Below are 24,951 nucleotides of genomic sequence, written 5' to 3' on the forward strand. Positions count from 1 at the left end.
TACAGCTGACCTCACTCCTCCTGGCCGCGTCCTCCGTCCGTCATCGGCTCGTCAAGTCGCCGAATCTCCCGGGCGAGTCGGTCGAAGTCGAAGTCCGCATTCGCGGCGCGAGCCGCGACGAGAGCCAGCCCGGTCGAGACCAGAAACGCTCCCGCGAAGGAGGTGAGGTACAGCGGGTCCGCCGCAGGCAGCAGGTCGCCGACGACCGGAATCGCCGTGATGTACCCGCGAAGGTCGGGGAAGTACGCGAGCCCGACCGCGAGGCCGCCGAGACTACTCACGAGCGCGCCCGGGCCGGTGATGCGCTCGGAGTAAAGGCCGTACACGAGTGGGAACGCGACCGCGGCCCCGAGCAGGTCGGCGAGGAAGAACAGCCGAAGGACGCTCTGTGCCCGGAGGCTGACGTAGATGGCCGCGACCGCGACGACCACGGTGAACGCGCGCGAGCCAAGGGCGAGCTGCCGGTCGCTCGGACCGGAGAGCAGTCGGGCGAGGTCGGCCGTCACGAGGCTCGAGAGTGCATTGAACAGCGTGTCCACGGAGCTCATGACGAGCAACAGCGCGAGCAGGACGACCGCGAGGACGAGCCACTCCGGGAAGGCGCTCTGCAAGAGGACGAAGAACGCCACGTCGGCGTTGTAGCCCGAACTCGTGATGTCCGTGACCACGTCGGCGTTCCCGACGGCGATGATACCGAAGAGTGCGGCGAAGAAGACGAGGCCACCGTTCAGGAGGCTCGCCCGTCTGAAGCTGCTGGCGACGGTCTCGCTGTCCTTCCCGGCGTAGATACGCTGCCACCAGGTCTGGTTGAGCAGTTCCGCACCGAGGATGGCGAACGAGAGCGCGAGACCGAACTGCAGGCCGGCGGCGAAGCCGGCGTCCAGCAGCGTCGGGCTGGTGGTCTGAACGCCCTCGTACACCTGTCCGGGGCCTCCGAGGGCGACGATTGCGCCACCGAACGTCAACAGGAGCAGGGGCAGGACAAGCAGCGCCTGCACTGTGTCGGTGAACAGGCTCGCCCGGAGGCCACCGTAGCCGGTGTAGAGGAGGACGAATCCACCCACCAGAACGGCGGTCTGCCACTGGGGAACCCCGGCGACCAGGGCGAGCGCGCCCGCGATACCGGTCAACTCGGCGGCGAGGAAGATGAACATGTAGAGCGCGCTCACCAGCACGACGAACCCGTACATGGCGTCGCCGTACCGGGCGTGGGCGAACTCGGTGAGCGAGTGACCATCCGGGATGAGCTGGCGGATGCGCGGGCCGAGTTTCGAGTACGCGAGCATCGGGACCGCCTCGCCGATGGCGTAGCCGACGACCGCGGCGATGCCGAAGCCTGCACCGGCTTCGGGTGCCGAGAAGAGAATCCAGACACCCATGACCGACGCGACCAGTGTCGCGGTCGTCCGGCGTCCTCCCGCTGAGTTCCGGGCCGAGATGAGGTCCTCCACCGAGCCGACCCGGCCGCGCGAGTGCCAGAGCCCCAGGGCGGTGAAGACGACCAGTGTCGCGACAGTGAGCGAGAGCGCGATAGCCGTACTCACCATTGCGTCTCACCCCCTGCAACCGCCTCGGATTCACCGTAGGCCGCATCGAAGAACGCGACCTCGAGTTCGACCGTCCGGCGGAACAGGCGGGCGAGTCGTTCCTGTCGTCGGGGTGCAGCCTCGGCCCCGACCCGGTCGAGTTCCGACCGGAGCCACCCCACGAAGGCTTCGAAGCCGGGCGTCGCGTGCAGGTCGACCCATTCCGAGAGGTAGAACCGGGACTGCTCCTGGCCAGCGACCGCGGCCGCCCACTCCAGGTACACCCACTCCGCGGGCACGAGTACGGCCAGGGTCTCGGCGTAGTCTCCCTGCGCGGCGGCGCGGCCGAGCAGGTCCACGAAGGCTCGCGTCGGCGGGAGCAGGTCGGGATTCTCGTACTCGGCGTCGGTGACCCCAAGTGCCTCGAACGACCGCTCGAAGTAATCGTTCTCCTCGTCGGTCAGGATCCCCAGAAAGTCGGTGAGCCGCGATTTCGCCGCCATGGTCGGAGCCTGCCCGACGGCGTGCCCGAACGTCCCGACCAGCGTCTCGACGAAGGCGTAGTCCTGCAAGAGGTAGCGCTCGAAGGTCGCATCGTCGATCTCGTCGGCACCGAGTTCACGGGTGAAGCGATGGTCGGTCGCTGCCTGCCAGTCCATCCCTGTTCGGTCTCGAAGCCAGTCTGTGAACCGCGGTTCGTCCCGGGCCGCGGCGTAGTGCGCGAACTCGCCAGTCATAGCGGCCACTCCTCCTCGGTCCACGCCGCCTCCCAGAAGAGGTACTCGTACTGTGCGGAGGTCCGGAACAGGTCACGATATCGGGCGTGGTCGGTCTCCGTCCCGTCCGCGGCCACCTGGTCCAGCAGGTCCTTGCACCACTTGGTGAGTTCGCTGAACTCCTCGCCGGCGTACATCTCGACCCACGCAGCGTACTGTTCGTGGTCGGGCGTGCCCTGCGCCGCGAGGCGCTTGCCGGTCTCGTTGAACCCCCACATGCACGGGAGTAACGCGGCGACGAGGTCGCCGAAGGTCCCGTGCGAGGCCGTCCGAACCAGGAAGTCGGTGTAGGCCCGCGTCGTCGGCGACGGCCGGGTCGCCGCGAGTTCAGTCTCGTCGATGCCGAACTCGGCTGCGTAGGACCGGTGCAGGTCCATCTCCGTGTTGACCGTGGAATCGAGGAGCTGCGCGAACGTCCCCATCGTGTCCAGGTCGGGTGCCTTCGCGGCCCCCAACGCGAACAGTCGACTGTACTCGACCAGGTAGACGTAGTCCTGTCTGACCCAGTACCGGAACGGCTCCTCGTCGAGGCTGCCGTCACCGAGTCGCGCGACCATCGGGTGCTCGACCATGGCCTCCCAGTACGCGTCGGCCTCCGCTCGTATCTCGTCCGTGAACGCCATACGGGCAGTTGCGCGACGGCGACGAAAAGTATTACCATCGAGTCATACCACCGAGTTATCGTCTGTGGAGTGGACCTACCGGGCTTCGCTGGAGCCACCGGTTCCCTCGTCGAACGCGGCGACCAGTTCGTCCGTCGCCTCCCGCAGGAATTTCGCGTCGTAGCCGACGATAGCGAAGTCGAACCCGGAGTCGAGCCACGCCTCGAGCTGGTCGGAAGCAGTCGCGAACACACCGACAGGGACGCCTTCGGCTTCGGCGGCGTCGAGAACCGATTCGACCGCGTCCTCGAACTGGGAAGCCGAGAAGTCGAGGTGGCAGTCCAGCGCCGCCGAGAGGTCGGCCGGGCCGACGAACAGGGCATCGACGCCGTCGACGGCGGCGATCTCCGCAGCATTGTCCACAGCGTCGCGGGTTTCGACCTGGATGATTCGCGTCAACGACTCGTCCGCGGCGTCGATGTACGCCGGAAGCGTCCCACCGTAGTTCGAGGCCCGCCCACCACCGGTCCCGCGCATGCCTGCGGGAGGATACGTCGAGGCCTCGACGACCTGTGCTGCCTCGGCGGGCGTGTCGACCCGCGGGACGAGCAATCCACCGGCACCGGTGTCGAGAACGCGCTTGATGGCGACCGGGTCGGCCGAGGGTGGGCGAACCAGCGGGACCGTCTCACCGGGCGTGACCGAAACCGCACGCACGAGGTTCTCGACGGTCTCGATGCTCATCGCCGCGTGCTCCATGTCGATGGTGACGAAGTCCAGGGCAGCACCTGCTGTTATCTCGGCGACCGCCGGATGACCGATAGAGACCCAGCCCCCGACGACGGGGTCGCGGGCTCGCATCGACTCTCGGAGTGCTGCGGCATCGTGAAGATGTTCCATGAGGCCACACACTCGTTCTGATGGTTTATCGGTACGGTCTCAGTTGGGGAGTTGTCGACGAGAACCAGATATGTAAGATAAATGTTTTATCGAGTCCGAACTGGACTGAATCAGCGTGCCCTGGACACCCGCGCCGATATGCTTTTGAGCGTGGCTCTCGCGGGTGGAAGCATGCGCCAGAACTTCCTCTCGATACTCTTCGCGCTCGATACCATCCTTCTCGTGCTCCTGGCGATCGGGTACCAGTTCACGGAGCCCGGAACGGCCGAACGCGCCATCTCGCTCGCCTCGTTCGGGATAATCCTGGCAACACTCGCCGGGCTTGGCATCGCGATTCGACGGGGTGCGGAGTTCTACGAGCCCTGAACCACGATATTCTCCCGTGCTGGCCCCGGCAGCGGCCAGATTCGTCCGTGAACCCCGGTTCAGAACTATGTCAAAATAATTATTTATTGGGCCACTACATCTAAAACATCATCGAAAATACATACATACCTGCCGGTTTTTGGTCGAGGTATGTCCGAACACCACACGGACGATAGCGAACGAAACCTGCGAAAGACTCGACGTCGTTTCCTGCAAGCTGCAGGGGCGGCGGGCGCTGCCGGCCTCGCCGGCTGCGCCGGCTCGAACAAGGACACTGCCACCACCGCCGGTCAGGATAACAACGGCGGTGGGGGTGGGGGTGGCGGTACCGGGACCCAGACCTCGAAAGACGAACTGCCGATGACCGACCGGACGTTCGTCACCGCGACGGCGGACGTCCCGAAGGACATGCAGTTCAACCCGTACGGGCAGAAGTACCCCGAGCGCATCGCACTGGCGCTGTTCGAGAACCTGCTCTACGTCAACGAGGCGACGAGCAAGTTCATGCCGGGCATCCTCGAATCGTGGGACATCGGGAGCGAGACGGTCACGCTCTCCGTCCGTGATGGCTACCACTGGCACAACGGCAACGAGATCACCGCCGAAGACGTTGCGTTCAAGCTGAAGCTCGAGATCTACGACGGCGCAGCCATCGGGAACATCGTCAACGCCGAGGACGTCACGGTCGTCGACGACTCGACCCTCGAACTCGGCCTCCAGCGCCCCGTCTCCTCCGAGGTCTTCCTCTACTCGCTCAAGCCCATCGCACTCGACACGCCCCGCGATACGTTCAAGGAGTTCCTCGACGCCTACGAATCGGACGGCGAGGCACCCGGCCTGACCGAGCTCACCATCGACGAGCCGAACGGCAGCGGGCCGTTCAAACTCGTCCGGGCGGGGAACCAGGAGGTCGTCGCCGAGCGCTTCACGGACCACCCTGACGCGGACAACATCAACTTCCCGCGGATGAAGTGGAACTACCTCCAGTCCAACCAGAAGCAGTGGCAGGCACTGCGCACCGACACGGTCGACGGGATCGACAACGTGTTCACGCCCAGCAACATCGCGGAGTCCTACGGCGACCACGTCCGCGAGATTCCGATGCCCGCCAACTGGGGGATGGGCATCATGTTCAACCACGAGCACGAGCACTACAGCCAGCAGAACGTCAAGCGCGCGATCCAGTACGTCATCGACCGCCAGAAGCTCGCACAGAGTGCTGGCTCGAAGATGCACGTGCCGGTCGAGGTCCCGAGTGGCCTCCCGGGCAACTTCAACGGCAGCTACAAGAACTGGCTCGGCGACAACCTCTCGAAGTTCGACAAGTACGAGCCGAACACGGACAAGGCCGCGTCGCTCCTGCGTGAAGCAGGCTTCGAGAAGAACAACGGGACCTGGGTCGACGCCAAGGGCAAGACGCTGAAGTTCCCGTACAAGATTCCCGCGGGCTGGAACGACTGGACGGCCGGTGGCCAGTCCATCGTCCAGGACCTGAACGACTTCGGCATCGAAGCCTCGCTCAACCCGAGCCAGTCCTACTGGGGCGACATCTACGGCAACCAGAACTACACGGTCGCCGGCCTCGGCTGGGCTGACGGGAAGGTCTACCCGTACTTCACCCTCAACAAGCTGCTGAACGGCTTCCGTTCCCGGACCATCCTGAAGTTCCCGCGCGAGGTCGAGGTCTCGCCGCTCGGTCAGCCGAACGGCTCGAAACGGACCGTCAACCTCGAGTCCGAAGTGAAGGAACTGGCCGGGCTGACCGGCGAGGAAGCGATGCAGAAGACCCAGGAGCTCGCGTGGGTCGTCAACCGGCACCTCCCGATGGCTCCGCTCATGGAGAAACTCGACCAGTCCTGGCTGACGACCGACAACTGGGAGACCATCAAGAAGAACGACGAGGACGCCATCGTCGACTGGCCGCCGTACTACCTGCCGCGCGAGGGGAAGCTCACGGCCAAGCCCAAGTGAGAGCTGATGTACGAGTACTTCGTCAAGCGAACAGCGCAGGCGCTGTTTACAGCGCTCTTCGTCCTGTCGCTCTCGTTCGCACTGGTTCGGCTCATGCCGGGTAACCCGGCCGACCAGCTCCGCGGCCAGCTCATACGGAACAACCCCGACCTCTCCCAGCAGGAGATCAACCGGAAGGTCGAGAACTTCATCAACATCGACCTCACCAAGCCGCTTCACGAGCAGTACATCGAGTACGTCGTGGGTATCCTGCAGGGCGACCTCGGCCGGTCGATCAGCCAGAACGCACCGGTGTCGGAGATACTTGGCGAGGCACTCCCGTGGACCGTGTTCGCGTTCTCCACCGCCATCGGCCTGATGTTCACCGTCGGCATCGCGCTCGGTGCCATCATGGCCTACTGGGAAGGCAGCCGCTTCGACATGAGTGTGACCGGTGTCGGTATCGTCCTTAACTCCACGCCGAACTACGTGACCGCACTGCTGTTCCTCTACGTGTTCGGCTTCACGCTGGGGTGGTTCCCGACGAACGGGCACTACTCCTCACAGGTCGCGCCCATCGTCGACCCGCTCCAGCCGATCGCGACGTTCCAGTTCGTCGCCGACGCGTTCTACCACGCGACGCTGATAATCGCGGCGGTCGTCATCACCGGCTTCGGTGGTGTCGCACTCGGGATGCGCGGGAACAGCATCCAGGTCCTCGGTGAGGACTACCTCCGGGTCGCCCGCCTTCGCGGCCTCTCGGACACCCGCATCGCCCTGCGCTACGTCGCCCGCAACGCGATCTTGCCGATGTACACCGGGATACTCCTCTCCTTTGGAGCCGTCATCGGTGGCTCGGCGATCCTGGAAGAGATCTTCGTCTACCCGGGGCTGGGCTACTACATCGTCGCGGCCGTCGAGACACGCGATTACCCGCTGATGATGGGGACGTTCGTGCTCATCACGCTCGCGGTCGTCACCGGCGCGTTCATCGCCGACCTGACCTACGGCCTCGTCGACCCCCGCGTTACGACCGGAGGTGACGCCCAGTGAGCCGGGAGAACCAGATGAGTAACTTCCCGGACGACCCCAGCGGGTTCGGCACGGTGGCCGACTCCTCGCTGAGCCGGATGGACCGGCTCCAGAAGGTGTTCGACCTCTGGCTCGCGGCACCGGCGAAGGTCGTCTGGAACGACGTCCGTGCCCGCATCGGGACGGCGCTCGTCCTCGGGTTCATCTTCATCGGCGTTATCGGCCCGATGATCGTCGTCGAGCCGCGCATCGGCCAGGCACCCCTGCTGTTGGGTCCGTTCCACGGCGGGATCATCGGCGGGAGCTGGTACGAGTTCACGAGCATGTCGATGTTCGGTGTCTCGGTCCCCTGGGTGGCCTTCTACTGGCCGCTCGGGACCGACAACATCGGCCGCGGCATCCTCGAGCAGGCCGTCTACGCGACCCCGCGGATGCTCCAGATGATCACGAGTGCTGGCCTCTTCGTCACCATTCTCGGGACGAGCATCGGGGCGCTCGCCGGCTACTCCGGTGGTCGTCTCGACCAGGGGCTCTCGACCATCATCGACATCGTGATGACGCTCCCGGGGCTGCCCATCCTGCTCATCCTGGTTGCCCTGTTGCAACCGGAGGACCCCATCGTCCTCGGTATCGTCCTGTCCCTGCAGGGCTGGGCCGGGATGGCTCGCGCCATCCGGTCGCAGGTCCTGACCCTCCGGTCGACCTCCTACGTGGAGGCGGCGAGGGCCATGGGGCTGTCGACGCCGAGCATCGTCGGCAAGGAGATCGTCCCGAACATCATGCCGTTCGTGATGATCAACATGGTCGGCGCGATGCGGAACGTCATCTTCGCCTCGGTCGGCCTGTACTTCCTCGGCCTCCTGCCGTTCTCGAAGGTCGTCAACTGGGGCGTCATGCTCCAGCTGGCCTACTCGAACGGTGGGATGCTGACGCTCGACGCCGCCCACTGGCTCATCGTCCCGATGCTCTGCATCATCCTGCTCTCGATGGGTCTCATCCTGTTCGCGCAGGGGATGGACCGCGTGTTCAACCCCCGCGTCCGGGCTCGCCACGCGAAGTCGACCGGCGACGATGACGGGGACCCCGCCGAGGCGTCCAGCGCGTCCACGACCGTCGGAGGTGAACTATGAGTAACTCTACTGCAACGCGATCGACCACGACCGAATCGAGCGCCGAGGACGTCGTCCTCGAGTGCCGTGACCTCACCGTCTCGTTCAGCATGGAACGGGGGACGAGCCGCGTCCTCAACCAGGTCGAGATGGACATCCGTCGCGGCGAGATTCTCGGTATCGTCGGGGAGAGTGGTAGTGGCAAGTCGATGTTCGCATCGGCACTGCTGAACGCCGTCGTCAACCCCGGTCGAACCGAGGGCACGATCAACTACTACCCCCGCGGTGGCGAACCGGTCGACGTCCTCGACCTCGGCAAGCGCCCGCTTCGGGAGCTTCGCTGGGAGGACATCTCGATGGTGTTCCAGGGGGCGATGAGCTCGTTCAATCCCACGATGGACTTCCACGAGCACTTCGTCGAGACCCTGGAGGCACACGACTACGACGTCGAAGCAGGAATCGAGCGGGCCGAAGAGCTTCTCTCGGACCTCTATCTCGACCCCGAGCGCATCCTGGATTCCTACCCACACGAACTCTCGGGTGGGATGAAACAGCGGGCGCTCATCGCGCTCGCACTGGTGCTCGAACCGGAGGTGCTCGTGATGGACGAGCCGACGGCCGCACTGGACCTGCTCATGCAGCGCTCCATCATCAGCCTGCTGTCGGACCTTCGTGACAAGTACGACCTCACGATGGTGTTCATCACGCACGACCTGCCACTCGTGACGAAGCTGGCCGACCGCATCGGCGTGCTGTACGCGTTCGAGTTCGCGGAGGTCGGCGACACGGACGCGATGGTTCGCAACCCGCGACACCCCTACACCCGTGCTCTGCTCAACGCGACCCCGAACCTCGACGCACCGCTCTCGGAGATGCGCCCCATCGCCGGGTCCGCACCCGACCCGGTCGCCGTCCCGCCGGGCTGTCCGTACCACGAACGGTGCCCGATGGCGACCAGCGAGTGCGAGGACTCGAAACCCGCCATGGAGCCCGTCACGGGGACGCACGACGTCGCCTGCCACCACTGGGAGGACATCGATGACGAGATATCGCTCTCGACGGGGGTGCAGCGATGAGTACTGATACCCCACTCGAGGACGACCCCCTGCAGTCGGACCAGCCGGTCCTCTCGATGTCGAACGTCGACGTCCACTTCAAGAAGGAAGGCAGCGGCCTGAACCCCTTCGCGCACCGACCGACGGTTCGCGCGGTCGACGGCGTCGACCTCGAGATCGAGCAGAACGACGTCGTCGCCATCGTCGGCGAGTCCGGCAGTGGCAAGACGACGCTCGGCAAGACCGCGGTCGGCCTGCAGAAGCCGACCAACGGGAGCGTCAACTACTGGGGACAGGACATCTGGGAGGCGAAGAAGTGGCGGTCGGACCCGGAGATTCCCTTCGAGGAGATCCGGCGCTCGCTCCAGATCATCCACCAGGACCCCGGCGCGTCGCTGAACCCGAACCGGACCGTGCTGTCCTCGCTGTCCGCACCGCTGAAGCGGTGGCAGCCGAACCTCGGCTCCGAGGACCGCGAGGCACGCATCTTCCACTTCCTCGAACGCGTCGGGATGTCCCCGCCGCAGGACTACGCACACCGCTACCCACACCAGCTCTCGGGTGGCGAGAAACAACGCGTCGCACTCATCCGTGCGCTGCTGATGAACCCCGACCTCATCCTCGCGGACGAGGCGGTCAGTGCGCTCGACGTGAGCCTCCGGGTCGAGATGATGGACCTGATGCTCGAACTGCAAGAGCAGTTCGACACGTCGTTCCTGTTCATCAGTCACGACCTCTCGAACGCCCGGTACATCGCCGAACACGCCGGCGGGCGTCTCGGCGTGATGTACCTCGGCGAGCTGGTCGAGATCGGCCCCGTCGAGGAGGTGCTCGAGAACCCCCAGCACCCCTACACGAAGGTGCTGAAGTGGGCGACCCCGGAGCTCGGCATCGACGAGGACGCATCGGGCCCGCCGGTCCGCGAGATAGACATCCCGGACCCGGTGAACCCACCGTCCGGCTGCCGGTTCCACACCCGGTGCCCGAACGCGACCGAACAGTGCAGCACGGCTGCACCGGACGTGACCGCCGTCGACGGCGACGACAACGGCAAGCATCGCGTCGCCTGCTACCGCACGACCGAGGACGACGCCTACTGGGATAGCGACCCGCTCGACGGAGCTGAACTCTGATGGGACGCGACACCGGCTTCCTGCTCGACGGTGACACCGAGCTCTCCCGTCGACGCTGCCTCGCTGGCATCGGTGCGATCGGGAGCGTCGGACTCGCTGGCTGTTCCAGTCAGTCCGACGGGACCGAAACGACCACCGCCGGCAGCAAGCCCACGTCGACGTCCACAGCGACAGCGACGGCGACCGAGACCGCTGAGACCACGGCGAACGTGGTCTCCGTGGGGTCCGGGAGCTACACCACGACCCTCCCGTCCGGAGAGGAGGAACCACCCGAGCAGGTGTACGCGACCGACGACGTGTTGGCACCGTATCCGACCAACGACTGGTGGAGTAACCTCCTCCGTGGCCAGTACGGCGAGGCCATGTGGGCACACCCGCTCGTGGGAACACCGACCAGTTCGGGGCTCGGCATCACCCACCCGACCGAGTGGAACTTCACCCAGGTCAACGGCGACAAGAACCGGGGCAACATCGCCGAGATGGACCCCAGCGCCGACCTCACACTGTCGACCACCGGGGCCTCGTTCCTCGATGCGAGGTGCGCCGGCTACGGCGACTGGCACGTCGACATCCGGTGGGGGGCGGGCGACGCCTCCTCACCGACGCTCGACGCGACCATGGCACAGGGGTCGCCCTTCGTCTTCGCGGAGGTCGATGGGGCCGACGCCAGGCTTTCGTTCTCGGCGACGCCCGACGTCTGGGCCGACCAGGGCAACGTCCTCGGTGTCACCGTCAACGGGCACCACTACGGCGTCTTCGCGCCCAGCGGCGCGACCTGGTCCGGCTTCGGCTCGCCGACGCTCACCAGCGACCTCGCGGGCTCGGGCTACCTCACGGTCGGCGTGCTGCCCGAGGCGACGGAGGCGGCACTCTCGCGCTACGAGTCCTACGCGTACAACACGCTCACCGGGACCACCGTCTCGTGGACCTACGACGAGGCGAACGCGACGGTGCAGACGACCCACACGTTCGAGACGACCGCTCGCGCGGAGTCCTCGACGACCGGGACCATCGCTGCACTGTACCCGCACCAGTACAAGCACTCCGAGGCGACCCTCGACGGCGACACCTTCGTCTCCCCGCGCGGGACGATGAAGACGACGACCGGCTCGGCGTTCGAGACGACGCTCGACCTGCCACCCATCGTGCCGTTCATGCCCGATGTCGGTGAGTACGACGAGTCCCGACTCGCCAGCTACGTCGACGACGTCGAGGCAGAGCCCGAACTCATTCGATTCGGGCCCGAACAACCCGGTGACGGGACGTACTGGACCGGCAAGAACTACGAACGGCTGTCCCAGTTGCGCCCCATCGCCGAGCAGGTCGGTGACACGACCGCTGCCGACGCCTTCCTCGGCGCGATGCAGGACGAGCTGGAGACCTGGCTCGACGCGACCGTCTCCGGCTCGTCGGACTCCGAGGACGTCTTCTACTACAACGAGACGTGGGGGACGCTCATCGGCTACAACGACTCGTTCGGGTCCGGTCCCGAACTGAACGACCACCACTTCCACTACGGCCAGTACGTCAAGGCGGCCGCCGAGATCACCCGGACGAACCCGACGTGGGCCGACGATTCGAACTGGGGTGGGATGGTCGACCTCCTCATCCGCGACTACGCGAACCCGTCGCGGAGCGACGCGAAGTTCCCGTTCCTGCGGAACTTCTCGCCCTACGAGGGGCACTCCTGGGCCGCCGGCAACCCGGCGTTCTACCTCGGCAACAACCAGGAGTCCTCCTCCGAGGCGGTCAACGCCTACGCCGCCGTCCTCATGTACGGCGAGTACATCGGGGACACGGAACTCCGTGACACCGGCGCGTACCTGCTCGCCCACGAGACGACCGCCGTCGACGAGTACTGGTACGACGTCGACGAGGAGAACCACCCCGCCGACTGGGACTACGGCTTCGCCGGGATGGTCTGGGGTGGCGGCTACAAGTACGACACCTGGTGGACCGACGACGTCGAGGCCATCCACGGCATCAACGTCCTGCCGGTCGGCGGCCACAGCCTCTCGCTCGGCCGCGACCGCGCGGCTGCCGAATCGACCTACCAGGAGCTCGTGACCGCCAACGGCGGCGACGACTTCACCTACTGGCCCGACATCCTGTGGTCCTACCGCGCATTCAGCGACCCCGCTGACGCGCTGCGCCTGTTCGAGGCCGAGGCGTCCTCGTACCCCGTCGAGTTCGGCGAATCGAAGGCGCACACCTACCGCTGGCTCACGGCGATGAACGGCCTCGGGGCGGTCGACGCCAACGTCACCGCCGACACACCCCTCGCCGCCGTCTTCGACGACGGCAGCACGAAAACGTACGTCGCCTACAACGCGGACGACACCAGCACGACAGTCTCGTTCTCCGACGGGACCTCGCTGTCGGTCCCGGCGAACGACCTTGCGACGACGACCGCCAGTTCGAACTCGGGCGACGGTGGCGCCGACGACTCGACCACCCCCTCGGTCGACTCGGTGTCCACCTCGACCAGCAGCAATGGCCCCTGGACCGACGTCACCGTCGACTGGACGGTGTCCGACGCCACCGCCGACCTCCAGTCGGTGACGGTCGAACTCCGCGACGATTCGGGGTCGACCCTCGACTCGGCAACGACCTCGGTCTCCGGCGACACGGCCTCGGGGACGACCGACCTCGAGACGAAGAACACCCCCGAGACGGTCGCGGTAACCGTGACCGACCAGGCGGGCCAGGAGACCACCACGACCACGACATTATGACGACCCACGATTCACAGATAACGCAAACGCAGGAAGGAGAGACCGAAGCGCGCGTCGAGACGCTTCTCGACGAGATGACGATTCGAGAGAAGGCCGCCCAGCTCGCCGGCACCTACGTCGGCACCATGGGCGAGACACGGACCGTCGAAGACGCCAAGGAGATGGTCCGCGACCACGGTCTCGGCTTCGTGACCCCCTTCGGGTACGGCGCGTCCCCACACCGGGACTCCACCGAGGTCGTCGAGATCGCGAACGAGCTCCAGCGCGTCGCCCAGGAGGAGTCCCGCCTCGGGATTCCCATCCTCATCCCCGTCGACGCCATCCACGGCAACGCATACGTGGAAGACACCACCATCTTCCCGCACAACCTCGGCGTCGCGGCGGCCCGTGACCGAGATCTCAGCGAACAGGTCGGGGCCGTCACGGCGACCGAGGTCGCCGCAACCGGGTCGAGCCTGACCTACGGCCCGACCTGCGACGTCGGCCGTGACCCCCGCTGGGGTCGCACGTTCGAGACCTTCGGCGAGTCGCCGTACCTCGTCGGAGAGCTCGCCGCGGCGAAGGTCCGCGGCATCCACGACGCCCCCGTCGACGTGGCCGCGATGGCGAAGCACTTCCCGGCCTACGGTGAGCCCGAACGCGGCGAGGACACCGCGCCGGTCGACCGCTCGCTGTCGTCGCTCTACCGCGACTTCATCCCGTCGTTCGAGAAGGTCATCGACGAGGGCGTCGAGGGCATCATGCCCAGCTACAACTCCATCAACGGCGAGCCGTCACACGGCTCCCGTCACTGGCTGACCGACGTGCTCCGGGACGAGTTCGGCTTCGACGGCTACGTCGCCTCCGACTGGAACGGCATCAACATGCTCCACGACGACCACCGGGTCGCGACGACCAGCAAGGACGCCATCCACCAGTCGTTCGACGCGGGCGTCGACGTCCACTCGCTCGGCGAGATCGACCACATCGAGCACATCGCGGACCTCGTCGAATCCGGTGTCATCACCGAGGAAGCGGTCGACGAATCTGTCCGTCGCGTGCTCGAACTCAAAGCAGAACTCGGTCTGTTCGAGGACCCCTTCGTCGACCCGACCGAGTCCGCCGATACCCTCGGCAAGCCCACCCACCAGCAGGTGTCGCTCGAGGCTGCCCGCAAGTCGATGACGCTGCTGAAGAACGACGACGACCGGCTGCCGTTCGATGCCGACACCGACGAGATACTCGTCACCGGCCCGAACGCCGACTCGCTGGTCAACCAGGTCGGCGGCTGGAGCCTGAAAGAGGAGCACGAACTCAGCGGCGCGACCATCCGCGACGGTATCGAGGAACTCACGTCCGCCGAGACGACGGTCAACTACGAGCGTGGCTCCGGGACGGACGAGCCGGACGACATCGACGCAGCCGTCGAGGCGGCCGAATCGTCCGACGCCGCCGTCGTCGTCCTCGGGGAGAACTGGTACATCCACGAGTTCGGTCCCCAGGACGTCACCGGCCCGACCGAGGACTTCCCGAACCGCGCCGAACTCACCCTGCCCGACGCGCAGCGCGAACTCCTCGAAGCCGTCCTCGACACCGGGACGCCGACCGCCCTCGTGCTCGTCACAGGGCGGCCCCTGGCGATCTCGTGGGCGGCCGAGAACGTCGACGCCATCCTGCAGGCGTACTATCCGGGAGCCCAGGGTGGCCGGGCCGTCGCCGAGACGCTGTTCGGCGAGAACAACCCGGCCGGGAAGCTCCCGATATCGGTCCCGCGCTCGGAGGGCCAGCTCCCGGTACGACACAACCACCTGCCGAACCCGACGCCGATCGGCGACAACGAGCATCTCCCGTCGTACGACCCGCTGTTCGCGTTCGGCCACGGGCTCTCGTACACCGAGTTCGAGTACGGCGAGCTCTCGGTCTCCGACGACTCCCTCGCGGAGGGCGAGTCGGTGTCCGTCTCGGTAACGCTCGAGAACACGGGCGACCGGACGGGTGACGAGGTCGTCCAGCTGTTCGCCGGCCGGGACTACTCCTCGGTCGTCACGCCGGTGAAGGAACTCGTCGGCTTCGAGCGGGTGACGCTCGAACCCGGCGAGGAGACCACCGTGACGTTCGAGGTGACCACCGAGACCTTCGACGTGGTCCACCCCGACGGCGCGAGTCGGTTCGAGGCAGGGAAGGTCTCCCTCTGGTGTGAATCCACGGAGACGTCACTGGAGGTGGTCGAGCAGAACTGAGGAGCCGAATCCCACCAACCATTCGCAGCCACCACTGCTTTTCGCTGTTATTTTTTCGCGGCCTGTCGCACACGACCCAGCAGAATCCTCGCTAGCGGCCGCGCAACGGCGTCTTGCCGGGGTTGATACCGACCAGTGAGATGGTCCGCATCTCCATGTCCTCGAACACCGCACCCCAGCCACCGACCTCGATGGTCCCGTCGCCCGTCGCGAGGACGATGCTCTTGTAGGCCCCCATGTCGGAGAGCGCCAGCCGCGTGAGGTCCTGGTCGTCGTGGAAGTGCGAGAGCCCCACCACGATGCCTTCGACGGTCCGTCGCGACTCCGTGGCGATATCGACGCCGTCGACGACGACCCGTAACTCGTAGCCCGCCTCCCACAGGAAGTGGCAGTCGCACATGAACTCCTCCATGGTGACGTAGGTGACCCGTTCCGGGTCGTCGGCGTACACCGTCGGGTAGAGGTTCCAGAGACAGGTGAGGTAGTACCAGTGGAACACGAACGGGAGGATTCGGTCGTAGATCATGACGCCGTAGTCCTCGTCCGACCGCGTGTTCGGTGCGAAGCAGGTGCGGTGGCGGTCGACGATGACGAGGAACGGCCCGGGGATGCTGCACGCCCGGAGTTCCGAGAGCGCCCCCGTCGGGTCGAAGTCCTCCGGCGGCGTCTCCTCACCGTCGACGTAGACGGACGCACGGACGACGACCCCTTCCTCACGCGCCTCCCGTAGCGCGGGGAAGAGGTGCTGGAGCTGCTCGTACGTCCCGGCGAGTTCGACGACGGTGTCGGCGTCGCCGATGAGGTCGAGTGCGTTCTCGACGGCGGTCTCGCCGCGCTTGGTCACGCCCACCCTGGCGTCCATCCGGTTCGGCTGCCGGTACCGCTCGCGGATCTCCTCGGCGGCATCGTGGAGGAGCTCCCCACGCGCCTCGAGGTTCGCCATCGACGCCTCCGGGTCGCAGGGACGGACGTAGAGTTTCTCGCGGTCGATTGTCTCGACGTAGCCCTTCGACTCCAGGCTCCGGAGGACGTCGTACACCTGTGAGACCGGAACGGAACTCTCACGCCCGACCTCGATGGCGGGTGAGACGCCCATGTCGAGCAGACAGAGGTACGCTTCTGCCTGATACTCGGTCAGGTCGGCGTATTCCAGTGCCTCCGCCAGGGTCTCACGGTCCATGTTCTCACACAGTCCATACCGATACATGAACCTTCGGAGCGCGGTAGAGTTTCCCTCCCGGGACCGTCTCTCAACGTAGCGCTCCGTGCCAGTATGGAGCCGAGGCGGGTGGTGTCGGGGTGAGGAGGTCTACACTGTGTAGACATTCTAGACCGTGTAGACGGTTCGATTCCATCGATTGGTAGCTCGCACGAAAGATACAGGTAGGGCGACGGTGAGTAGCCGGTAACGGGACGGGTATGAGCGAGACGAGACAGATAACAATCGGCGAGACGATGGACGAGTCGACCGTGTCGGTACCGGTCGTAGAACTGCTGACTGGACGGGGATTCGTCACCGGGAAGTCCGGGTCCGGGAAGTCGAACACCGCGAGCGTCATCGCCGAGGAACTCCTCGAGGCGGGCTACCCCCTGCTCATCGTCGACACCGACGGCGAGTACTACGGGCTCAAGGAGGAGTACGAACTCCTCCACGCCGGTGCTGACGAGGAGTGCGACATCCAGATCGCACCCGAGCACGCCGAGCGCATGGCACACCTCGCGCTCGAAGAGAACGTGCCCATCATCCTCGACGTGTCGGGCTATCTCGACGACAGCGTCGCGAACGAACTCATCCTCGAAACCACCAAACACCTCTTCGCCAAAGAGAAGAAGCTCAAGAAACCGTTTCTCCTCGTTGTGGAAGAGGTCCACGAGTACATCCCGGAGGGTGGCGGGATGGACGAGACGGGCAAGATGCTCATCAAGGTCGGCAAGCGCGGGCGCAAGCACGGCCTCGGCATCATGGGCATCAGCCAGCGACCAGCCGACGTCAAGAAGGACTTCATCACACAGGCGAACTGGATGGTCTGGCATCGCCTCACCTGGGAGAACGACACGAAGGTCGTCGGCCGTATCCTCGGGAACGAGTACGAGAAGCGCGTCACGGACCTGAACGCCGGGCAGGCGTTCATGATGTCCGACTGGGCCGAGGCCGACATCCGGACTATCCAGTTCCGACGCAAGCGAACCTTCGACGCCGGGGCGACACCCGGCCTCGACGACTTCGAACGCCCCGAGCTCAAGTCAGTGAGTGACGCGCTCGTCGAGGACCTCTCGGACATCACCGAGGAGAAGGCCGAGCGCGAGAACCGCATCATCGAACTCGAGAACGAGCTCGAGAAGAAAGAACAGAAGATATCGACGCTGGAGGACGAACTCGACCGGGCACGAGACATCTCCTCGGCGGCGAAGCAGATGGCCGACGCCATCGCTGGCAACACCGGCATCGAAGCCCCGGGCGAGCAGACGACGCTGGACGACGCGACCCAGGACGACAAGCCCGACGAGGAGAAGACGAACGCGGAGATAGAGGCCGAGCGCAACACGCTCAGGAAGCGAGTACGCGAACTCGAATCGGAACTCGAACGACTCGAAGCCCGGAACGAGACGCTCCGCGAGGAGAACAAGGAGCTCCACGAGGACGGCGAGGAGGCAGACATCGTCCAGGACCAGCGCGACCGCATCGCGTTCCTGGAGATGGCGCTCGAACAGCTCCAGCGGCGGTTCTCACAGCCGTCGAACACCAGCGAGGACACCGAGCCGGAGGACGAACCGGACCTCGTCGACCTCGTCAAGACCGACCCCGTCGAGGGCCGCGTCGAGGACGCCATCCACGAGGCGGAGTGCAACGCGACGTATACCTGGGACACCATCGCCGTGCTGGGCGAGAAAGCACCCATGACGGTCACGCAGATCGAACCGCTCGTGGAGACGGACGGCCAGCGCATCCAGAGCGCGCTGACGGAACTCCGAAAGCGGGACGTGGTGCGCCGGGACGAGAAGGGGCGCTACGAACTGGACCGCCGGTCGATGGAACGACTCATCGCCGACCGTCGCGAGCAAGAGCGGATGGCAGCGGTGAAAGAGCAGACGCGACAGAACTGACGGGTCCGGTTCAGGCGATACTGCCGACCTCGTCGATGGGCATGACCGAGTAGTCCACCGAGAGGGTGTTCTTCGTGGCGCGGATCTTCCCGACGAACGTCGATATCTCCGCGAGCGAGCCCTCGAGGATGAACAGCTCCATGCAGTAGTGGTCGCCGACGTGGTTGTGGACGTTGGAGGCGACGAGGTCCTCGTGCTCGTGGCGGAGCTGCATCATCCGGTGTTCGACGTTCGATGACTCGTAGTTGAACAGGACGGTCACCACGCCCATGAGGTTCCGGTCTTCAAGTTTCTTGTCCTCGAACTCACCGAGGAGGTTCCGCGAAGCCTCGCGAACGACCTCGCTCCGGCCGGTGTACCCGTGGGTCTCTGCGAACTCGTCGATTCGGTCGAGGAGTTCCTCGGGCATCGAGACGCTGACGACTGTCATATAATAACTGACGGTGGTAGAAATAATAAGGATTCGTATTTTTCCGGGGGTATCGGGGTGTGAGATAGTAACACTGTCGCGGTCGCCGGCCCCTCACAGGGGAGATGACGGACTGCCCGCGATGGCCCGCACTCGTCGCGTCACTCCTCTTCGAGGGCTGCCAGACGCTCCCTGCACGTCTCTGCTCGGTCGTCATCCTCGGCGGCCTCGGCCACCTCGAGCAGTTCTTCGAGGGTGTCCCGGAGATAGGGTGTGGCCCCGACGGACTCGTACCGGTCTGCGGCGGCTTCGAGCGCCTCGAACGCATCCGAGAACGCCCCGGTCGCCGCACACACCGCCGCGTAGTCCCGGTACGTCTCGGCCAGCCCGGGGGCGCGGTCGAGCGATTCGAGCATGTCGACGGCGGTCGAGAGGTCCTCGATGGCGTCGTCCTCGTTTCCGCGCTCGTGAGCGATGGCACCCCGGCAGGCCAGCGCGAGTGCCTCGTCGCGCTCGTCTCCGAGTTCCTCGACCATCTCCAGGCAGGCAGTGACGTGCTTCGTCGCGTCGTCGAGTCGACCGGCCGCTCTCGCCGTCGCGGCCAGCCCACGGAGACAGAGCATCTCCGAGTACCGGTTGTCCTGGTCGCGGGTCATGGTGCAGGCCCGTTCGAGTGATTCCCGGCTTTTCTCGTAGTCGCCGGTCCGCCGGTAGGTGTTCCCGAGCGCCCGGTGAGCGTGGGATTCACGCTCGCGGGCGCCGACGGTCTTGCTCTCCTCGATGGCCTGCCTGAAGCGACCCAGGGCCGTGTCGAGGGCTCCCACGTCGCGAGCGGTCACGCCGAGATTGATGAGACTATCGATGGCCTGCACCCGTGCCCCGATGGAGTGGCGGAGTTCGTGACTCTCCTCGAAGCGTTCGACCGCGCCAGCGAGGTCGCCGCGTTCGCGCTGGATCATCCCGAGATTGTTCCGGACGTCCGCCTCGCCCCGCAGGTCGGTGAGTTCGTCGTGAATCTCCAGGGCGGCCTCGAAGCGAGCCTTCGCCTCGTCGACCTCGCCACGGAGCCAGGCGACGACGCCGACCCCGTTGAGCGCCCGCGCTTCGCCCTGTCTGTCGCCGGCCTCCCTGAAGCCTTCGAGGCTGGAGAGTCCGTACTCCCAGGCGTCCTCGAAGTCACCGCGCCGGTCCGCGACGTAGCTGCGAATCTTGTTCGAGCGGGCCCTGAGCAACGCCGCCATGTCTGCGTCCGAGACAGTCGAAGCGACCTCGTCGAGGAACTCGCACTCGGCCATCGCCGCGTCGTAGTCGCCTGCGTCGCTGTACATCCGGGCCCGCGCGACCAGACAGCTGTGGACCGTCTGCATCTGGCAGGCGTCGGGGAACTGCAGGTCGGCGTGGCGACCGTGGCCGTAGAGTGGGGCGAGGCCGGGCGTTTCGCGGCCGAGTGCGAAGACCCGTTCGGCGACGGTTTCGGCCCACGACTCGGGGGCGGCTTCGAGCTGCTCGAGCACGGGAGCGTCCCCCTGCCGAAGTGACCGGATGCGCTCGCGGCGCGCCGGGTCGTCGGCCAGTGCGAGAAGCGCGTTGACTGCCCGGGCGAACCGGCGGTGGGCGACCGCCTGGTCCAGCGACGAGACGACCTCGTCGAGGAACGCGGTCGACCAGGCGTCGTGGACCGTCCGATAGTGGCTGTTCTCCTGGCCGAACAGTACCTGTCCGTCGAGTCGGTCGAGTGCGGCATCGACCGTGTCCAGCGGCGGCCCGTCGGGGTCGACGGCAAGGGCGTACACCAGATCGCGCGTGACTGGTAGCCCGGCCGCGTTACAGGTGTTGACGAACATCGCGACGACGAGTTCGTCCGGGTCGTCCGAGACAGCCGCGTAGGAGTGCCGGACGTCCTGCGAGAGGGACGTGACGGCTCCCCCGTCGTCGAACGGGTCGGCGAAGAGGCCGTACCGGTGCGACAGGATGAGCAGCTCGCCCGCCTCGGCGTCATCGTCGTCGTCCCACATCGCCGTCGTGAACTCCTCGCGAGGCGGGAACGACCCGGGAAGCAGGTCGGCGGCGTGCGCGTGGAATCGGTCGCGTTCCCTGTCGTCCAGGGGCGGCACCGAGGCGGTCGAGATCTCGTCCTGCCTGAACACCTCCAGTCGGGCGTCGAGGAGTTCGTCCGGGTCGGCCCACTCCGACCGGCGCGCATCGAGCAGGAACGAGACCTCCGCCTCCCCAGCGAGTTCCTGTATCACGGTGAAGATACCCATCGCGTCACTCCGAGGGGCGTCCTCGACCACCACGAGCGCATGGCCGTCGGTCGCCTGAAGCTCGGCCGCCAGCTCGGACGGGTCGTCTACCGCCGACGAGCGCCCGCCCTCTCGATAGAACACCGGGCCGTTGTTGGCCCCCCACCAGCGGCAGGCGGCCTGCTTACAGCACGTGCTCTTGCCGCTCCCCGGCAGTCCGAGGAGAACGGTATCCGACCCGTCTTCGATGGAGCTCACGAGGTCGTCGACGAAATCCCGCCGTTCGTCTTCGACGACGTGCTCACGTGATAGCGTCATTCCCGCCGCGACCTCCGGGAGGCCAGGGCCCGCGCGGAGCATCGTCTCCGGCGGAAGCGTCTCTCGTGTCTCGAAGTACTCGGGGGTCAGTGCGAGAAAGCCGCTCTCGCCGAGCGTCTCCGGCAGCGTCTGTGCCGGTCGGTCGCCGGTCGCAGCCCCGCCCGTCGTGGACGTGTTCTCCCCGCCGTTCGGAGAGACGCCGGCTGTGGCCCCAGTTCCGAGGTACTGCCGAAAGAGGTCGTCAGCCCAGCGGCGAGCCGACTCGGTCTCGGTCTCGACGACCGCGTGAATCCCACCGTTTGGGGAGTACAAGACGAGCATGAGGCGGCGGTCGGTATCGGTCACACAGTCGAGGACACCAAGACACTCGGGGAGGGAGTCGTGCGGTTCGACGGTCACCGTGCCCGAGTCTACTCCCTCGGCCACCCCTATCGTCTCCCGGAGTCGGGCCGCCAGGTCGGGTTCCGCCGCGATGGCGAACTCGCCGCCGCGGTCGGCCACCGCGACGACTTCGGTCAGTGACCGGTCGTCGTTGGCGACCGGCCAGAGCGCCCGGAACGACTCGGCCCGCCCGAGCAGGTCGTGTATCTTTCCGATGAGTTCGTACTGGCGGTATTCGTCGGACCTGTCGATCGTCGCACCTGCGAGGATACCCGGTTCGAGCGGTGTCTCGGGCGGGAGCGGTTCGAACACGCCCCGGTTCGACTGCACCGCCGCCAGCGCCGCCCGGTGATTCCGGTGGTCGTTCAACACCAGCGTCCCCGCCGTGGTGACGACGTAGCCCTCCGTCGTCCGCCGAATCCACCCGGCCTCTGAGAGTTCGCGGACCCCTCGGTTGACTGTCGACCGTGAGACACCAAGATTGTCGGTCAGGTCGCGAACGTGCGCCGGCCCCTCCTCGATACTCTCCAGGAATCGATACCGGCGGTCGAGGAGTTCGAGCGCATCCCCCACGTCGTCATCCTGCATACCACACGCTAACCACCTGCACGTTCAAATATGTATACCAGAAAACATCCCGTGCGGTGTCACGCGGTGACATCAAGTGTCAGTCGGTGAGTTGAATCTACATCGTGATGTATGACCCGTAGAGGCCGACTGTGTCTGCTCCGTTGGGGGGAATGGGGCCAGTCCGGTCGGCGACGGTGCACCCGTCGTTGGAGCCGGGTGGCGTGCTCTGTCTGGCGACAGGGGTCGGCCTCGAGATCGACCGAGTCCGTGGGCGCGTGCATTGGAAAGGTATGCGCCCCTGGACCCTTCTCAGAGACGCTCCAGTGTCCCACAAGTTGAGCGACCACAGCTGTGTATCCCGAGCGCCGTGGCGGTAGTCTGCCCGTTGAGCACCCGCGAATCTCGAGAGCTGGCAAGGTCGTCTGTCGACACGACTGACGGAGGAAGCAGGACTATCCCGCCGAAAGACGTCGTTATCGAATTCGCACCGAGAAACCGGGCAGGCCGCACCAGCCCCGCGAACTTCCGTATCGCGACATGAAGTTTATCACTCGTGCCTGCTGCCCGTTGAACGCACAGGAATCGTCACTCAGTATCCCCGAACACCGCAGACAGCCGCTCTCGCATGTGTTCACGGCGAAGTGAGCGGACACGCGCATCCGAGAGGTAGTTCTGGAGCACGACCTCGGCGCTCGAGCTGCCCTGTTCGGCCGCGATATCGTCCAGTCCCTCGACCACGACCTCCAGCGACGAGGAGTAGGCGTCGTACCAGAATCGTCGCCCCATCTGTGGCACCGGATTCTCCCCATCGACAGCGTCGATGCCGGCGTCGTCGGCGAGATCGGTGAACCAGTTCCAGACGGTCCAGCGACTGACGTGGTCCCGGCCGGCAGTGGGTGACGGGAACAGGTAGCCACGCCAGTCCTCCCGGTCAGCGAACCGCGCGAACCGACGTTTCACCGGGTCGAGACCGTACAGGAGGGACACCTGGCCAGGGCCATTTTTTCGCTCCTCGAAGCTGAGATGGGCCACGTCCTCGTCGAAGACGAAGTTCGACCGGTGCAGTCGGGCGACCTCGCCCGAACGCAACCCCCACGCACAGAGGGCGAGCACGAGCAGTTCCTCCCGCTCACTGCTTGCGGTTTCGTACAGTCTCCGCACCTGTCCGTCGTCGAGGTGTGGCGGGTCGGGGTCGGTCTCGCGCCAGTCGTACTCCTCGTCGAGACCGGCTGCAGGGTTCGTGCGTGCTCGTTTCCGACGAACCAGGTGGGCGTACCAGTTCTCGACGACGCCGTGGATACGCCGTTTCGTTCGGCCGGAATCGAGCTCGTCGTGCAAGCGGTCGAACGCTGCCCAGCACTCGTCGATAGCCTCGTGAACAGGCATTTCGGCGTCTCTGGCGACCGGGGACAGGAGGTCCGCGTGCCCGTTGGCGTCCCGGTACGCCCGGACGTACCGGTCGAGCCGGTACCGGAGCGTGTCGAGCGAGGACTCCGCGAGCCCCTTCCGGGTCCGCCGCGAGTCCAGAAACCCGGTCAGGGCGTCGACCGTCCGGTCGTCGTCGGTCGACCAGTCGTATCCCGCATCGGGCGATTCGCAGCCGAGGTCGGCTGCCCAGAAGTCCCCGAAGGTCCGGTCGTGGTACGTCCGAAGGGCATAGAGGAGCGTCCCGAATCCGTGCTCGCGGAGCCAATCGTGCGTTGGTTTCTCGGTCTCGGGGTCGAGGCCGTCGGCCCGGAGTTCGGGCGCGACGACGTCCCAGTAGCGTTGGGCGGTCTCGTCGATGTCGAGCGTGGTCCAGGAGACCGCCTTCACGTCTCCCGATGTCGACTCGGTCACAGGGGACCACCAGTGTGCCTGTCTCGACGGTTCGCAGCCCCTGCATCGAGGTTTCGACTCATCTGTCGGGCGTTCGTCGGCGACCCGTGTAAATTCACGGGAGCGGGCGCGATTCGGAAGAAGAGTCGTACAGGCGTTTCACCAGCGAACTACCGACGCGAGAGACGATGAACCACATTACGCTATACAGAGATTTCCTGCCTACCGCAGCACGGTCCCGGACGTTCGACACCACGAGAAAACCCTTTTCCGTCGCCGAACTGTACTGTTTCAGATGAGCGACGTATTCGTTGGTAGTTTGATGTCTTCACCCGTCCGTACTGTCGATGCCGAGACCTCCATCCAGGAGGCAGGCCGACTGATGCTCGACAACGGCATCGGTTCGATGGTCGTCGCCGACGAGAACGGGCGACTCGAAGGAATCCTCACGTCGACCGACTTCGTGCGTGTCGTGGCCCAGGACGACGCAGACCCGGTCCCTACCGTGAGCTCCGTGATGACAACGGACGTCATCACGACCACGGTAAACGAATCCATCCGAACCGCAGCAGACGTGATGCTCGAACACGGTTTCCACCACCTGCCCGTGGTAGACAACGAAAACGCGGTCATCGGCGTGGTCACGACGACCGACCTGACCGCGTACCTGTCGACGACCGAGGGGCCAGACTCGCTGTAACCGC

At 65.7% G+C, this 24,951-nt stretch carries 18 protein-coding genes; 10 read left to right on the forward strand and 8 right to left on the reverse strand.

Going from position 1 to position 24,951, the window contains the following annotated elements; all coding sequences use genetic code 11:
- Positions 1-11: 11 nt before the first annotated feature.
- The 4 genes from ACSC1S_RS20195 to ACSC1S_RS20210 form a co-directional block, all read right to left on the reverse strand.
- Positions 12-1,547, reverse strand: coding sequence for a sodium:solute symporter family transporter (locus tag ACSC1S_RS20195; protein WP_435365891.1), 1,536 nt, complete (start codon positions 1,545-1,547; stop codon positions 12-14).
- On the reverse strand, positions 1,541-2,263 hold the full coding sequence (locus tag ACSC1S_RS20200) for a TenA family protein (RefSeq protein WP_435365892.1): 723 nt from the start codon (positions 2,261-2,263) through the stop codon (positions 1,541-1,543). The genes ACSC1S_RS20195 and ACSC1S_RS20200 overlap by 7 nt, the downstream gene beginning before the upstream one ends.
- Positions 2,260-2,925, reverse strand: coding sequence for a thiaminase II (gene tenA / locus ACSC1S_RS20205; RefSeq protein WP_435365893.1), 666 nt, complete (start codon positions 2,923-2,925; stop codon positions 2,260-2,262). The genes ACSC1S_RS20200 and tenA overlap by 4 nt, the downstream gene beginning before the upstream one ends.
- 75 nt (positions 2,926-3,000) lie before the next feature.
- Positions 3,001-3,804, reverse strand: coding sequence for an HpcH/HpaI aldolase family protein (locus ACSC1S_RS20210; RefSeq protein ID WP_435365894.1), 804 nt, complete (start codon positions 3,802-3,804; stop codon positions 3,001-3,003).
- Between the two features lie 171 nt (positions 3,805-3,975).
- On the opposite strand from ACSC1S_RS20210, the gene ACSC1S_RS20215 reads away from it, so the two are divergent.
- The 8 genes from ACSC1S_RS20215 (at position 3,976) to ACSC1S_RS20250 (ending at position 15,403) form a co-directional block, all read left to right on the forward strand.
- Complete coding sequence (locus ACSC1S_RS20215; RefSeq protein WP_435320398.1) at positions 3,976-4,170, forward strand: hypothetical protein; 195 nt, start codon at positions 3,976-3,978, stop codon at positions 4,168-4,170.
- A gap of 150 nt (positions 4,171-4,320) precedes the next feature.
- Positions 4,321-6,141, forward strand: a complete 1,821-nt coding sequence (locus ACSC1S_RS20220) for an ABC transporter substrate-binding protein (protein ID WP_435365895.1) — start codon at positions 4,321-4,323, stop codon at positions 6,139-6,141.
- A gap of 6 nt (positions 6,142-6,147) precedes the next feature.
- The gene (locus tag ACSC1S_RS20225) at positions 6,148-7,173 is read left to right on the forward strand and encodes an ABC transporter permease (protein WP_435320400.1); all 1,026 of its coding nucleotides are present in this window, start codon (positions 6,148-6,150) and stop codon (positions 7,171-7,173) included.
- The gene (locus tag ACSC1S_RS20230) at positions 7,170-8,282 is read left to right on the forward strand and encodes an ABC transporter permease (RefSeq protein WP_435365896.1); all 1,113 of its coding nucleotides are present in this window, start codon (positions 7,170-7,172) and stop codon (positions 8,280-8,282) included. Before ACSC1S_RS20225 ends, ACSC1S_RS20230 begins: the two co-directional genes overlap by 4 nt.
- A complete protein-coding gene (locus tag ACSC1S_RS20235) occupies positions 8,279-9,337 on the forward strand; it encodes an ABC transporter ATP-binding protein (RefSeq protein ID WP_435365897.1) in 1,059 nt (352 codons plus the stop codon). The genes ACSC1S_RS20230 and ACSC1S_RS20235 overlap by 4 nt, the downstream gene beginning before the upstream one ends.
- Complete coding sequence (locus ACSC1S_RS20240) at positions 9,334-10,449, forward strand: ABC transporter ATP-binding protein (protein ID WP_435365898.1); 1,116 nt, start codon at positions 9,334-9,336, stop codon at positions 10,447-10,449. Before ACSC1S_RS20235 ends, ACSC1S_RS20240 begins: the two co-directional genes overlap by 4 nt.
- Positions 10,449-13,184: a glycosyl hydrolase gene (locus tag ACSC1S_RS20245; protein ID WP_435365899.1), complete on the forward strand. Its 2,736-nt coding sequence runs from the start codon at positions 10,449-10,451 to the stop codon at positions 13,182-13,184. The genes ACSC1S_RS20240 and ACSC1S_RS20245 overlap by 1 nt, the downstream gene beginning before the upstream one ends.
- The gene (locus ACSC1S_RS20250) at positions 13,181-15,403 is read left to right on the forward strand and encodes a glycoside hydrolase family 3 N-terminal domain-containing protein (RefSeq protein ID WP_435365900.1); all 2,223 of its coding nucleotides are present in this window, start codon (positions 13,181-13,183) and stop codon (positions 15,401-15,403) included. Before ACSC1S_RS20245 ends, ACSC1S_RS20250 begins: the two co-directional genes overlap by 4 nt.
- A gap of 91 nt (positions 15,404-15,494) precedes the next feature.
- Here ACSC1S_RS20250 and ACSC1S_RS20255 read toward each other — a convergent pair whose 3' ends face one another.
- Entirely contained in the window at positions 15,495-16,583 is a 1,089-nt protein-coding gene (locus tag ACSC1S_RS20255) for a TrmB family transcriptional regulator (RefSeq protein ID WP_435365901.1), read from the reverse strand.
- A gap of 239 nt (positions 16,584-16,822) precedes the next feature.
- Between ACSC1S_RS20255 and ACSC1S_RS20260 the strand changes: the two genes are divergently transcribed.
- Entirely contained in the window at positions 16,823-18,508 is a 1,686-nt protein-coding gene (locus ACSC1S_RS20260; protein WP_435365902.1) for an ATP-binding protein, read from the forward strand.
- 10 nt (positions 18,509-18,518) lie between these two features.
- On the opposite strand, the gene nikR is transcribed toward ACSC1S_RS20260, so the two are convergent.
- From nikR to ACSC1S_RS20275, 3 genes are all read right to left on the reverse strand, one after another.
- On the reverse strand, positions 18,519-18,938 hold the full coding sequence (gene nikR, locus ACSC1S_RS20265) for a nickel-responsive transcriptional regulator NikR (RefSeq protein ID WP_435365903.1): 420 nt from the start codon (positions 18,936-18,938) through the stop codon (positions 18,519-18,521).
- Between the two features lie 140 nt (positions 18,939-19,078).
- Positions 19,079-22,447 (reverse strand): tetratricopeptide repeat protein, encoded by a 3,369-nt coding sequence (locus ACSC1S_RS20270; protein ID WP_435365904.1) that lies wholly within the window; start codon positions 22,445-22,447, stop codon positions 19,079-19,081.
- Between the two features lie 567 nt (positions 22,448-23,014).
- On the reverse strand, positions 23,015-24,268 hold the full coding sequence (locus ACSC1S_RS20275; protein ID WP_435365905.1) for a tyrosine-type recombinase/integrase: 1,254 nt from the start codon (positions 24,266-24,268) through the stop codon (positions 23,015-23,017).
- A gap of 274 nt (positions 24,269-24,542) precedes the next feature.
- Between ACSC1S_RS20275 and ACSC1S_RS20280 the strand changes: the two genes are divergently transcribed.
- A complete protein-coding gene (locus tag ACSC1S_RS20280) occupies positions 24,543-24,947 on the forward strand; it encodes a CBS domain-containing protein (protein ID WP_435365906.1) in 405 nt (134 codons plus the stop codon).
- Positions 24,948-24,951 lie beyond the last annotated feature (4 nt).

It is taken from the genome of Haloarchaeobius pelagicus (genome assembly GCF_051207375.1).
In the GTDB taxonomy this organism is placed as follows: domain Archaea; phylum Halobacteriota; class Halobacteria; order Halobacteriales; family Natrialbaceae; genus Haloarchaeobius.